This is a genomic window from Paenirhizobium daejeonense, assembly GCF_014280875.1.
Classification (GTDB): Bacteria; Pseudomonadota; Alphaproteobacteria; order Rhizobiales; family Rhizobiaceae; genus Allorhizobium; species Allorhizobium daejeonense.
In genome coordinates this window covers 121561-134328 of record NZ_JACLAL010000005.1, presented here as the reverse complement: position 1 = coordinate 134328, position 12768 = coordinate 121561, and the positions used below count along the sequence as shown (strand labels likewise).

12 protein-coding genes and 1 tRNA gene are annotated in these 12768 nt (G+C 59.3%); 5 read left to right on the top strand and 8 right to left on the bottom strand.

All coding sequences use genetic code 11. From position 1 onward, the window contains the following. The first annotated feature begins 174 nt into the window (after window positions 1-174). Both sthA and H4I99_RS13085 read left to right on the top strand, forming a co-directional pair. Window positions 175-1605: a Si-specific NAD(P)(+) transhydrogenase gene (gene sthA, locus H4I99_RS13090; RefSeq protein ID WP_163905152.1), complete on the top strand. Its 1431-nt coding sequence runs from the start codon at window positions 175-177 to the stop codon at window positions 1603-1605. A gap of 59 nt (window positions 1606-1664) precedes the next feature. Then, window positions 1665-1826, top strand: a complete 162-nt coding sequence (locus H4I99_RS13085; RefSeq protein WP_163905150.1) for a hypothetical protein — start codon at window positions 1665-1667, stop codon at window positions 1824-1826. 73 nt (window positions 1827-1899) lie between these two features. Here the strand turns inward: H4I99_RS13085 and tig are convergent, their stop codons facing one another. The 4 genes from tig to H4I99_RS13065 all read right to left on the bottom strand — a co-directional run bounded on the left by tig (window position 1900) and on the right by H4I99_RS13065 (window position 5529). Beyond that, window positions 1900-3381, bottom strand: coding sequence for a trigger factor (tig, locus tag H4I99_RS13080; RefSeq protein WP_163905148.1), 1482 nt, complete (start codon window positions 3379-3381; stop codon window positions 1900-1902). A 189-nt stretch (window positions 3382-3570) separates the two neighbouring features. Continuing rightward, a tRNA-Leu gene (locus H4I99_RS13075) sits at window positions 3571-3655 on the bottom strand. 183 nt (window positions 3656-3838) lie between these two features. Beyond that, window positions 3839-4429 (bottom strand): GDYXXLXY domain-containing protein, encoded by a 591-nt coding sequence (locus H4I99_RS13070; protein WP_244625074.1) that lies wholly within the window; start codon window positions 4427-4429, stop codon window positions 3839-3841. Further along, window positions 4426-5529: a DUF2157 domain-containing protein gene (locus H4I99_RS13065; RefSeq protein ID WP_163905146.1), complete on the bottom strand. Its 1104-nt coding sequence runs from the start codon at window positions 5527-5529 to the stop codon at window positions 4426-4428. The genes H4I99_RS13070 and H4I99_RS13065 overlap by 4 nt, the downstream gene beginning before the upstream one ends. A 663-nt stretch (window positions 5530-6192) precedes the next feature. Here H4I99_RS13065 and H4I99_RS13060 point away from each other — a divergent pair. From H4I99_RS13060 to trmFO, 3 genes are all read left to right on the top strand, one after another. Then, a complete protein-coding gene (locus H4I99_RS13060) occupies window positions 6193-6339 on the top strand; it encodes a DUF1127 domain-containing protein (RefSeq protein WP_163905145.1) in 147 nt (48 codons plus the stop codon). A gap of 259 nt (window positions 6340-6598) precedes the next feature. Beyond that, window positions 6599-6742, top strand: coding sequence for a DUF1127 domain-containing protein (locus H4I99_RS13055; protein ID WP_099059989.1), 144 nt, complete (start codon window positions 6599-6601; stop codon window positions 6740-6742). Between the two features lie 115 nt (window positions 6743-6857). Beyond that, entirely contained in the window at window positions 6858-8273 is a 1416-nt protein-coding gene (gene trmFO / locus H4I99_RS13050; protein WP_163905143.1) for a methylenetetrahydrofolate--tRNA-(uracil(54)-C(5))-methyltransferase (FADH(2)-oxidizing) TrmFO, read from the top strand. 124 nt (window positions 8274-8397) lie between these two features. Here the strand turns inward: trmFO and H4I99_RS13045 are convergent, their stop codons facing one another. The 4 genes from H4I99_RS13045 to secDF form a co-directional block, all read right to left on the bottom strand. Next, window positions 8398-8859, bottom strand: a complete 462-nt coding sequence (locus H4I99_RS13045) for a hypothetical protein (RefSeq protein ID WP_163905141.1) — start codon at window positions 8857-8859, stop codon at window positions 8398-8400. A gap of 80 nt (window positions 8860-8939) precedes the next feature. Then, a complete protein-coding gene (locus H4I99_RS13040; protein WP_163906285.1) occupies window positions 8940-9782 on the bottom strand; it encodes a phytoene/squalene synthase family protein in 843 nt (280 codons plus the stop codon). Between the two features lie 29 nt (window positions 9783-9811). Then, window positions 9812-10198 carry an Mth938-like domain-containing protein gene (locus H4I99_RS13035; protein ID WP_163906282.1) on the bottom strand — a complete coding sequence of 129 codons (387 nt, stop codon included), beginning with the start codon at window positions 10196-10198 and terminating at the stop codon, window positions 9812-9814. Between the two features lie 17 nt (window positions 10199-10215). Further along, the gene (secDF, locus tag H4I99_RS13030; RefSeq protein ID WP_163905139.1) at window positions 10216-12768 is read right to left on the bottom strand and encodes a protein translocase subunit SecDF; all 2553 of its coding nucleotides are present in this window, start codon (window positions 12766-12768) and stop codon (window positions 10216-10218) included.

Here is a 12768-nt window from a genome sequence, read left to right as displayed (position 1 = left end):
CTTCGTGGGGAGGCCGCCATTATGCACAGCGGGACCGCGACTGCGAGCCTTCACGTCTTCATGCGCAGTCCTGACGCGACCGATAACGAAACAGTCAGAATGACCTGCTATTTCTTGCTGCAGCGCGGCAAATCGCCGCTTCCGATTCGCATCCAGGTCTGAGGGGCACACCAGATGAACAGTTATGACTTCGTTGTCGTCGGCAGCGGACCGGCGGGACGGCGCGCCGCCATTCAGGCCGCCAAGCTCGGCAAGCGCGTGCTGGTCATCGAAAAGGGCACGCGGGTCGGCGGTGTTTCCGTCCATACCGGCACGATCCCCTCGAAGACGCTGCGTGAAACGGCCCTCAACCTCACCGGCTGGCGCGAACGCGGTTTCTACGGCCGCGCCTATCGGGTGAAGCAGGAGATACGTGCGGAAGATCTCCGTCGCCGCCTGCTCATCACCCTCGATCACGAGGTCGATGTTCTGGAACACCAGTTCTCGCGCAACCGTGTCAGCCAGATGCGTGGCACCGCCCGTTTCATCGACCCCAAAACGCTGGAAGTGGAGAAGGAAGACGGCGAGGTCCTGCGCGTACAGGCGGAGGCCGTGCTGCTTGCCGTCGGCACCCGGCCCTATCGGCCGGCTCATATCCCCTTCGACGGCACGAGCATTCTCGACAGCGACGAAATCCTCGAGATCAAGGAATTGCCGCGTTCGATGGTGGTGATCGGCGCGGGTGTCATCGGTATCGAATATGCCACGATCTTCAGCGCGCTGGACACCGCCGTCACGGTGGTCGAGCCCCGCGACACGATGCTTGAATTCATCGACAAGGAGATCGTCGAGGATTTCTCCTACCAGCTGCGTGACCGCAACATGAAGCTGATCTTCGGCCAGACGGTGGAGAAGGTCGAAAAGGAGCCGAGCGGCCGTTGTCGCGTCACGCTGCAGAACGGCCGCGTTCTCACGGCGGAAATGGTGCTCTTCGCCGCCGGCCGGGTCGGCGCAACCGATCTTCTCAACCTCGAAGCCTGCGGTCTCGTGGCCGACAGCCGCGGCCGCATCAAGGTCGATCCGGAAACCTTCCAGTCCTCCGTGCCGGGCATCTATGCCGCGGGCGACGTCGTCGGCTTCCCGAGTCTCGCCTCGACCTCAATGGAACAGGGCCGCATCGCTGCCCGTCATGCCGTCGGCGCACCGTCGCAGGATCCGCCGCAATATTTCCCCTACGGTATCTATGCCGTGCCGGAAATCTCGACCTGCGGCCTGACCGAGGAAGAGGTCCAACAACGCGGTATCCCCTATGAATGCGGTATCGCGCATTTCCGGGAGACGTCCCGTGGCCATATCATGGGTCTCGACAGCGGCTTGCTGAAGATGATCTTCTCTATGAAGACCCGCCGCCTTCTCGGCGTTCACATCGTCGGCGAGGGCGCGACTGAACTCGTTCATATCGGCCAGGCCGTACTGAACCTGAAGGGCACCGTCGAATATTTCGTGGAGAATACGTTCAACTATCCGACGCTCGCCGAAGCCTACAAGATTGCGGGGCTGGATGCGTGGAACAGGATGGGCGAGTTGAAAAAGGAACCGCAGGACGCATTGAAGGTCTCCTCGTGACCTCATCGAATTGGCCGGCCGGACTTTATCCGAGCCAGCCAATTCGAACGGGAGACATTGTGACGAGCGAGCAGGCCTCGGGTCCGGGGATCAATCAGGTGATCAGGATCGAACGCGTTTCGCGCATCTGGGCGCCGAGCGACAGCTTCTTTCCCAACCGCAGCGAGGCAGAGCGCATGCAGGCCACTTACGACACATATCGTATCAGGCCGACCGATTGAAACGACTGTAAGCACCAAACGCAAAAAGGCCGCCCTTGAGGCGGCCTTTTCGTATCTAATCAGATGTCGAAGATTACTCGGCGTCGCCTTCGGCGGCCTTCTTCTTCGGAGCAGCCTTCTTCTTCGGAGCGGCTTCTTCGCCTTCGGCAGCGTCGTCAGCCTTGGCAGCAGCCTTCTTCTTCGAAGCGGCCTTCTTGGCAGGCTTGTCGCCTTCTTCGGCTTCGTCGTCAGCCAGAAGCTCTTCCTTGGAGACCTTCTTGTCGGTGACGTCGATTTCGCTCAGCAGCTTGTCGATGACCTTTTCTTCGAACAGCGGAGCGCGCAGCGAAGCAGAAGCGCCGGGGGTGTTGCGGAAGAAGTCGAGGATCTGCTTTTCCTGGCCCGGGAACTGCTGGAGCTGGGCGAAGAGAGCCCGCTGCATTTCGTCCTCGGAAACCTCTACGCCACCCTTCTCGCCGATTTCGGAGAGAACGAGGCCGAGGCGAACGCGACGCTCGGCCAGGGTGCGATATTCTTCGCGAGCCTGTTCTTCGGTCGTGTCTTCGTCCTCGAAGGTCTTGCCGGACTGGGCGAGATCGGTGTTGATCTGGCGCCAGATGTTGTCGAACTCGGCGTCAATCAGCTTCGACGGAGCGTCGAACTTGTAGAGAGCATCGAGCTGATCGAGGATCTGGCGCTTGACCTTCTGACGGGTAACATTGCCGTACTGGCTTTCGATCTGGCCGCGAACGATTTCCTTGAGCTTGTCAAGCGATTCGATGCCTAGCTTAGTCGCCAGCTCGTCGTTGATCTCGATTGCGGCGGGAGCAGCAACGTCCTTAACGGTAACGTCGAAGGTGGCTTCCTTGCCGGCAAGGTTCTTCGCCGGATAGTCTTCCGGGAAGGTCACGGTGATGGTCTTCTCGTCGCCGGCCTTGGTGCCGATGAGCTGGTCTTCGAAGCCCGGAATGAAGCGGCCGGAGCCGAGAACCAGTTCAGCGTCAGAATCGGTGCCGCCATCGAAGGCAACGCCGTCGACCTTGCCGACGTAATCCATGGTGATGCGGTCGCCGTCAGCAGCCTTGCCCTTCTTGGTTTCGAAGGAACGGGCGCTTTCGGAGATCTTGAGGATCTGTTCGTTGACTTCCTCATCGGAAACATCGACGACTTCGCGAACGACCTTGATGCCCTCGACCGACTTCAGTTCGATCGGCGGGAGAATTTCATAGGCCATGGTGAATTCGAAGTCGGCCTGAGCGGTCAGGATCTTTTCTGCTTCAGCCTCGTCCTCGGTCATCGCGATTTCCGGCTGGGTCGCCGACTTTTCGCCACGCTCGGAAAGGATCGAGGTCGGCTTTTCACGGAGGATCTCGTTGACGAGATCAGCCATGATGGACTTGCCATACATCTTCTTCAGATGGCCGACCGGCACCTTGCCCGGACGGAATCCATTGACGCGGACCTTGTCCTTGGCATCAGCGAGGCGCTCGTTCATGCGAGCTTCCATGTCCTTGGCCGGAATAACGACCTTGATTTCGCGCTTCAGCCCTTCAGCGAGCGTTTCGATAACCTGCATGTTCGTACCTTCATGTCGTGGCGGCCGTGCTCGGGCAGCCGTTTTGTTTCCCCGAGCACGACGCCGGAATCCAAATGATTTCCCGGGCGTGGCTGCGACGCAATCCTCAAGCATTCTGCCAGGCAATATGGCGCTAAGAGCGATGTGAACGGCTTCGCTTCCGTCCCGCATACACCCGCGCGGAAAACCTGGTGCGGGTAGAGAGACTTGAACTCCCACGCCTTGCGGCACCAGAACCTAAATCTGGCGTGTCTACCAATTTCACCATACCCGCGTCCAAGAGAACCGCATGCTGCCTTCAGCATGGCCCCTCCGGAGCGCGCGTCTCTATATCACCCGTTTTTATACACGCAAAGGAAAAATGACACACAAACCCCGGCTCCCACGGGAATCAGCCGCAGGCACCCGTGTTCCCATGCCCCGCCATGATCGACAGGACGATTACCGGTGAGAAAACTCAGTATAGCGGCTCTTCATAGAGCGGCTTGCCATCGATCCGCAATTCGCGAATCTGGGCGAGCCCGTCTGCACTCACACGCACGGCGATACTGACCGCTCCTTCGTTGCGCTCTTCCTCGATAGGACGCCCCTCGCCTTCCGGCACATAATAGCGCTCTATCCCATAGTCGACCCGGAGGCTCCCTCCGTCATCCACGGGAAGCGCATAGGTACGGAACGGCTGCGTGCGCATGACGACTGTTCCTTCCACAGATGGAAGCCTCGCGAAGGAAGCCTCATCAATCACCCAGAAGCCGTCTACACCCGGTTTCAGGCGCACATTCATCTCGGCCAGTTCATAGGGTTGTGGCTTTTCGCCTTTGATCAGCGCAACCGGAACGGTCGAAACATCATAGGAAAGGATGACATAATCTCCGCGCAAGAGGTCGCGCGGATCGACCGGCGCTGTCTTGAGCAGAATTTCCGTTCCCGAACGCAGGACGGAAGCACGTTTCTCAATCATTCCAGCCAGAACGATCGTCTGCACAAGAGAGAGAACGGCAGCAATTGCAAGGTAACGGATAAGCGGACGGCGGAACATCTCGATCATTGCGCGATCTCCTTGTCCTTGCGAGTGAAGATCTTCTCGAGCTTCACCACGACAAATGCCAGCACCGCAACAACCAGACCCGCAAGCAAGAAGAAAGTGGACGTTCCGAGCATGGAATCGATGGTCACAAAGGACAGATAGAGAACCTCCGCCGCGAAAATAAAATAGGCGAGATAGCGAACCGCTCCATTATCCCTACCCTCCAGCGACAGCGCCAGCAACGTCGCCCCGATGGTGAGCAAAGCAAGGAGAGCCAGATCGCCGCCCTCGGTCCAGTGAAAGTGCAGCAGCCCCAGTCCCAGGAGTGTCAGCACGAAGGTGTAAAAGGCCGGAGATGCGCCACGCTGGCGGGCCAGAGCGGAAATGGGCGACAGCGGCATCGTCACGGCAAGGAAGGCCAGCGCACCCACGATCACAAAGAGGATCGCCACTCCAACATCCGTATGGAGCGAGTAGAGCCATGCGCACCAACCGAGCAGCAAGATATAAATGAGATGCCGCGACCGCTCGGCCCCCGTCCACTGCGCGAGGAGCGCCAGGATGACGCCTGCAACCGGCGGCCAGAAGGCATAGAGCCCCTGCCACTCCGCATCATATTGTTCGAGATAGGCGCCGAACACGACAAAGGCCAGCAGGCCGGCGAAAACGGTGAGCGCCGCCGAGCGGAAGGCCGCAGCAGACACCACCGTCATCCCAAACCATAGCAGCATGGCGCCGAGCGTATCGCCGGAGAGATGATAGAGCTGGCCGATCAGGGCGATGGCCCCGCCGAAACTTGCTGCACCCAACACCAGCAACGCCGCACCAAGCCTGTCCGAACCGCGAGCGAAGGAAAGCGCCGCGGAAAGATAAAAGATCCAGATCAGCAGGACGATGCCGACAACCTTCGTAAGGCGCGGTATCTCCTGCCAGTTGGCGGCAACCAGAAGCAGGATCGACGCGGCGATCAGCACTGCTGCCAGAATCATCAGCACGCCGCCAACGCTGAAGGATGATTTTCGGGAATCGAATTCCTTCAGAAGCACGTCTGCTGTTGCCTGGGAAAGCATTCCTTTGCCGACCCAGATGGCCAGATCCCGCTTCAATCGCCCCCGATACATCGATCCTCCCCTATCTGATTACTGGAGAAAACAACCCAAGGCCGTCTCTCTTCACTCCTTGTGCGCACTCTGGTCCGCACCACAGAGAAAGACAATCGCCAAATCGCCATCGGCCACGCCCCTCGGAAGGGACACCATGCATCTTGCGCATGGCTTCCATGAATATATCGCACTGCACAAAAGCAAATATATGAGGTATACAAAACTCAATGAGATCACGAGGAGCAAATTTGGTTCCGGAGATCTTCGGTGGATGATCCACCTGACAGTTTCGGCCTGTGCACTCCTCCTCCCAGCACAGTGTCGATTTGACCAGCGACACTCCTCCTCCCAGTCGCAGGTCTCCCAAAATGACGCTCACCGGACCTCCTCCCCCGGTGAGCGTTATTTTTTTGGCCCGCTCGCTGGCGTTTCGTTGCACTTCGCCGATCTTGTGCATCGCAAAAGGAACTTCTCCACCCATATCACCGAACCTGCGATGCTGCATTGCTCGCCAAAAAATTCGGCAATTTACCAATCATCAACCATTGCCCCATGCGTCATTCGCATAGGTGTCATACAGGTTTGAGCCTTCATCTCTTTCGCGACGCAGCATATATTACTGCCATGAGATTAGGAGGCGCCCAAAAGAGGAGCGCCACTGAGATAGAAAAGAGGCACATCATGAACATCACTCGCTCGCTCAACAACTGGCGCAAGTATCGTCAGACGGTAACCGAACTCGGCCGCATGACCGACCGCGAACTGCGTGACCTCGGCATTGGCCGTGAGGACATCCGTCGCGTTGCTCGTCAGGCTGTTGCCGGCTGATCCAGCCAGCATTAGACCTTGAAAAAGGCCTCCCGTTTCGGGGGGCTTTTTTATTTGCCTGACGTTTCCTCGCACGGCCTGTAGGCGTGCCTATTTATTGCTCTCTGCCTTTATATGCACCATCCCCCTGCACAAATGCATGGCAGTCGCTTATAATTTGCACTGCACAATGTTATTTTACGAGCGTATAAGAACGTCAATCGCTGATGCGGAATGAGCCGCAAGATCAGCGCAAAAGATAACACCCGAGGAAATGACCATGAACCCGATCCGCATTGCAAAGAACTGGATTAGCTACCGCCGCACGATGGCCGAGCTGGGCAACCTGTCCAACCAGGCGCTCTCTGACATCGGCATCACCCGTTACGAGATCCGTAACATCGCTTCGCGCTCCTTTCGTTAATCGATAGGTCAGCAGCGAAAGCTTCGTGAACGGCGCCATTCGGCGCCGTTTTTGATTCCGAGACCCGGAATGGAAATGATTGGAAGCCGGGCCTGCCCGTGATAAGCAGCCGCCCATGACAAACACCACGATTTCCCCCATTCACGTGATCGGCGGCGGGCTCGCCGGTTCGGAGGCTGCCTGGCAGGCGGCACAAGCTGGCGTGCCGGTGATCCTGCACGAAATGCGCGGCGTGCGCGGCACGGATGCCCACAAGACGGACGACCTCGCAGAACTTGTCTGCTCCAACTCCTTTCGTTCGGACGACGCGACAGCGAACGCCGTGGGCGTGATCCATGCGGAAATGCGGCTTGCCGGTTCACTGGTCATGGCCTGCGCGGACAAGCATCAGGTTCCGGCCGGCGGCGCGCTCGCCGTCGACCGCGACGGTTTTTCCGCTGCCGTTACAGAGGCGATTTCCACGCATCCGCTCATCACCGTCGTTCGCGAGGAAGTTCGTGGCCTTCCACCGAAGGACTGGGGGCTTGCGATCGTTGCAACCGGCCCCCTCACCTCGCCGGATCTCGCCGACGCCATCCGTGCCGAGACCGGCGAGGATGCACTGGCCTTTTTCGACGCCATAGCCCCCATCGTCTATCGCGACAGCATCGATATGGATGTCTGCTGGTATCAGTCGCGTTACGACAAGGTCGGACCGGGCGGCACGGGCAAGGACTACATCAACTGCCCGATGGACGAGGCACAGTACAATGCCTTCGTCGATGCGCTCATTGCGGGCGACGCCGTAGGCTTCAAGGAATGGGAAGGCACGCCCTATTTCGACGGCTGTCTTCCCATCGAAGTCATGGCCGAACGGGGCCGCGAGACCCTGCGTCACGGCCCGATGAAGCCGATGGGCCTCACCAATGCGCACAACCCGACCGTCAAGGCCTATGCGGTGGTGCAGTTGCGTCAGGACAATGCACTCGGCACGCTCTACAACATGGTCGGTTTCCAGACCAAGCTCCGCTACGGTGCCCAGGCCGAAATCTTCCGGATGATTCCGGGCCTCGAGAACGCTGAATTCGCACGTCTCGGCGGCCTGCATCGGAACACCTATATCCATTCCCCGGTCCTGCTCGATTCCTCGCTGCAGCTTAAGAGCCGCCCGGGTCTTCGGTTCGCTGGTCAGATCACCGGCTGCGAGGGGTACGTCGAAAGCGCATCCGTCGGTCTGCTCGCCGGCAGGTTTGCCGCAGCTGAGCGCAAGGGCGAGGCTGTCCGGCTACCGCCACCGACAACGGCGCTCGGCTCGCTTCTCAACCACATCACCGGCGGGCACATCGTCAGCGACGAAGAACCGGGCAAGCGTTCCTTCCAGCCGATGAACATTAATTTCGGCCTGTTCCCGGAACTTGAGCCGGGATCGATCGTCAAGCCGGAGGGCGTCAAGCGCTTCCGCGGAAAAGACAAGACGATCATGAAGCGGCAGCTTGTTGCCGCCCGCGCGCTGGCCGACTGCAAGACCTGGCTCGGCTTAGCGGAGAGCTGAAGCTGACGACGTCAAGAGCGTAACGATCTTGCGGAGCCGCTTCCTGCTTATCAGGTGGCGGCGCCTTTTTTATCTTTGGGATGGTCGTCGCTACGGTCTTTGCACGTCATGCCGCTGAAGAGAATCAGGTGGTTGGCAAAGCGCCAGCGGGCGGAGTGTCGCGTCCGGCCGGCGCGACGTAATTTCCCAGCAGCCAGAGCGAGACCTCAGCAGCCTCCGCCGGAGAGGAGAATGTGAATTCACCATTGTGGAACGGAGCATCGAGGAACTCGATTGCAATACCACGACCATTCGAGAGATCGCGCACCCGGACGGTGCCCGCTTCGATCAGATGGCAGGCATAATGGCCGCGAAGGCTGCGCATGAACCCGGCCTTGTTGTCGTGAAGGCGCACGAAGACGACCTTGCCGTCGGCCGTGGCGTGCAGATTTCGGATCGCTTCTTTTGGAAAGGCCCGACCGAACTCCATAATGGCGAGGCCTGTATCATGAAGATTGTCCTCGGCAACCCGCTTCGTCATGCGCGTCGAATAATATGCAAAGACCGCGACCAGCACGAATATCAGCGTCCAAGTGACCAAGCTCACGCCATGCCTCCAATTCCAAGCCGGTTTTCCGGCGGCGGATGAAGCGATAACAGCCGAGCCTTGCGCGAATTTGACGGCGATCAGAATCGCCCGGCATAGGCCGCACGCATCATCCTCAACTGCCGCCGCCACTGGGCGGGCCTGATATCCCGTTCGAAAATGGCAGCACCGGAGCGCTGTGCTGCGACAAGAACAGGCTCGGCCAATGCCACGGGCAAATAGGCGCAAACGAGACTGCGCGGCAATTTGCCCGCACCGCGCGCCTTGCGCAGGTGATCGAGGCCGAGACCCGCGAAGGCCGCCACGGCGGCTCCGATCCGCTCCCTATCCTTGCCGGCAAGGAATGTATCACGGTCCAGTCCGACGGCCGAGAGAATTTGCAGCGGCAGGAAAAGCTGACCACGGGCACGGTGGGTCGGCATCAGCAGCATCGCCCCGGCAATGGCCTGAGCGACACCCGCATGCCCTGCGATATCCGCACAGGCTGGCGCGGCGGCCGGATCAAGCACCAGACTGGCAAGCTGGATCAGCGCCGCAGCAGTCTCGCCGCCATAACCCTCGAGCATAGCCGTAGTCTCAACGGGATCGTCATAGAGATCGAAAACCCGCGCATCGACCATGCCTTGCAGTGCCGCGACCGGCAACCGGTGTTCCTCGATGGCTCTCAGCAGTTCGGCAGCAAGCGGATTGGCCTCGGTGGAGCCATGTCCCGAGCCGGCCAGAAGGTCGCGCCAGTATTGCAGCCTAACTTCGCCCGGCAGGGGTTCACGGACAAGATCGCGGATCCGGGCAATCTCCGCATTGAAGGCATAGAGAGCAGCCAGCGCTCCGCGTTTCTCCGCTGGTGACAGCAAGCATGCGAGATAACGGTCGCGATCCGTATCCCGCAATATTGTTAGGCTGACGGCGTTGCTGTCGGGCATTTGCTGGCTCACGGAAATCTCCGACTTCTTCAGACAGCGATAACCGCGGCTGCAACTGCGCGCTGCTCGGCCAGCATGATGTTATAGGTGCGCACCGCGGCTCCAGTGCTCATCGGGTCGCTGGAGATTCCCAGCGCCTTCAAGGCCGCCTTGAGCTCTGCGGGCAAGGGACGAAGCTGCTTGCCGGTACCGACCAGCAGCACTTCGATATCCTTCGATTCGTCCAGCACCCGTTCGAATGCCGCGACCGTCAGCGGCTCCCCCTCATCCAGTCCCCAGCCATAGACGCCGGAAGGCAGAAGCAGTAGCGAGCCACGATGAGACATATCCGCGAAACGGAAACCACCATTGCCGTAGGCATCAATCGGTGCCCGACCGGGAAAATGGGCCTGCCGGATGACGATACCCCTGCCGATCGGTCCCAGCGCCACGATCAGGCCTCGACCTTTCCGGAGACCGGACGCGATTTGTCCACATCGTCCTTCTGGAAGGTTTCAGGCCGCAAACGGAAGGCGATCAGAACTGGTGCGGCGATATAAACCGAAGAGAAGGTACCGACCAGAACGCCAAACAGCATGGCTAGTGTGAAAGAGGAGATAACCTCACCGCCGAAGAGATAGAGCGCGACCAGCGCCAGGAACGTCGTCGAACCGGTCAGCACCGTACGCGACAGAGTCTGGTTGATCGATGTGTCGATGAGAACGTTGAGCGGCATCTTCTTGTAACGCCTGAGATTCTCACGCATTCGGTCATAGACCACGACTGTATCGTTCAACGAGTAACCAATGATTGTCAGGATCGCCGCGATGCTCGTCAGGTTGAATTCGATCCCAAGGAAAACAAACAGGCCGAGCGTCAGGATCACGTCGTGCAAGGTTGCGATGATCGCACCGACCGCGAACTGCCATTCGAAGCGGAACCATATGTAGATCAGGATGAAGATCAACGAAACGCCAACGCCGATCGTCGCAGTCCTGGTCAGTTCACCAGATACGGCTGGACCGACCACTTCGACACGTCGGAACTCATAAGCGTTCTCAAGCTCGCTCCTAACCAGAGTGATCGCCGACTGCTCAGCGTTCTCACCACCCTCCTGGGCCTGGATACGGATCAGGACGCTCGACGGATCGCCGAAACCCTGAGCCTGGATTTCGCCGAGGTTGAGCTGGCTGAGACGGTCACGGATGTCGGCTATATCGGCCGCGCCGTTGCGCGCCTTCACCTCAATGATGGAACCACCCTTGAAATCGATGCCGAGGCTGAGGCCAACGGTCATGAAGCCGACCAGCGACGCCAGCGTCAATGCGCCGGCAATGGCGAAGGTGTAGCGTCGGATCGCCATGAAGCGAATGTTCTGGGCATCGAAAATTCCGGTGCGAACACCCTTCGGCAGATGCTTGGGACGGCGCCAGCGATACCACATAGCCATCAGCCAGCGCGTCATGGTGAAGGCGGTGAAGACGGTGGTCACGATACCGACGGCAAGCGTAACAGCGAATCCGCGCACAGGGCCGGAACCGAGGAAGAAGAGGACCAGAGCAGCGATGAGCGTCGTAAGGTTGGCGTCGATGATCGTCGCAAAGGCCTTGTTGAAGCCCGTATCGATCGACTGAATGAGAGACCGGCCGCTTTTGACCTCTTCGCGAATACGTTCATAGACGAGAACGTTGGAATCCACCGCCATGCCCATGGTCAGCACGATACCAGCGATACCCGGCAAAGTGAGAGTCGAGCCGATCAATGTCAGGACGGCGATGATCATGATGACGTTTGCGGCGAGTGCAATGTTCGCCATTACACCGAAGGTGCCGTAGAAACCGAGCATGAAGAGCACGACAAAGATCGCACCGATGCCGCTTGCGGTAATACCGGCATTGATCGAGTCCTGACCGAGACCCGGACCGACGGTCCGTTCTTCGACCACGGTCAGCGTCGCGGGCAATGCGCCGGCGCGAAGCAGAACGGCAAGGTCGTTGGCGCCTTCAACCGAGAAGTTTCCGGAGATCTGTCCGGAGCCGCCGATGATCGGCTCACGGATGACCGGCGCTGAAATCACCTGATCGTCGAGTACGATGGCGAAGGGACGTCCAACATTCTGCTGTGTCGCCTGGGCGAAACGCTGCGATCCCTTGCTGTCGAAGCGGAAGGTGACAACCGGTTCGTTATTCTGCTGGTTGAAGCTTGCCTGCGCGTCCACGAGGTTTTCACCCGAGACCAGCGCGCGCTTCTCCACAAGGTAAGGAACAGCCGGATCGTCAACCGAATAAAGAACTTCCGATGTTGCGGGTGGACGACCGTTGATGGCCTCCTCTACCGGCATGCTCGTGTCGACCATATGGAAGGACAGCTTGGCCGTCTGGTTCAGCAGCGACTTCAACCGCTGCGGATCCTGCAGACCCGGAACCTGGACGATGATGCGGTCATTGCCCTGCCGCTGGATCAACGGCTCGGTGGTTCCGAGCTCGTCGACACGGCGGCGCACCACCTCCTGAGACTGGGTGAGCGCGGAGGACGCGCGGTAGTCGATACCGGCCTCCGTCAAGTTGAAGCGGAGAAGGGTTCCCTCTTCCGTGAGCGTCACTTCCTGAACGGAACCGCCCGTCAGTCCACCCACGCTCACGGGCGCAGTTATATTTTCCAGTGCCTTCTTGGCCGCCTCGACCTTATCGGCATCGGTAATCCGAACCTGGATCTGTTGACCCACGCCCGAAAGGCCTGTGTACCGGATGCCCGCATCACGCAAAGCGGCGCGGATATCGCTGACCGTCGTCTCAAGGCGTTCCTTGACGATATCGGCACGCTCGATCTTGAGCATGATGTGGGAACCGCCCTGCAGGTCAAGACCGAGCGTCACCTGCTTATGCGGCAACCAGGATGGCAGGGAGCGAAGCTGTTCCTCGCTGAAGACGTTGGGTAACGCCACCAGCGTGCTCACCAGCACGGCAAGCCAGATCAATACGGTCTTCCAGCGAGAAACGTACAGCAT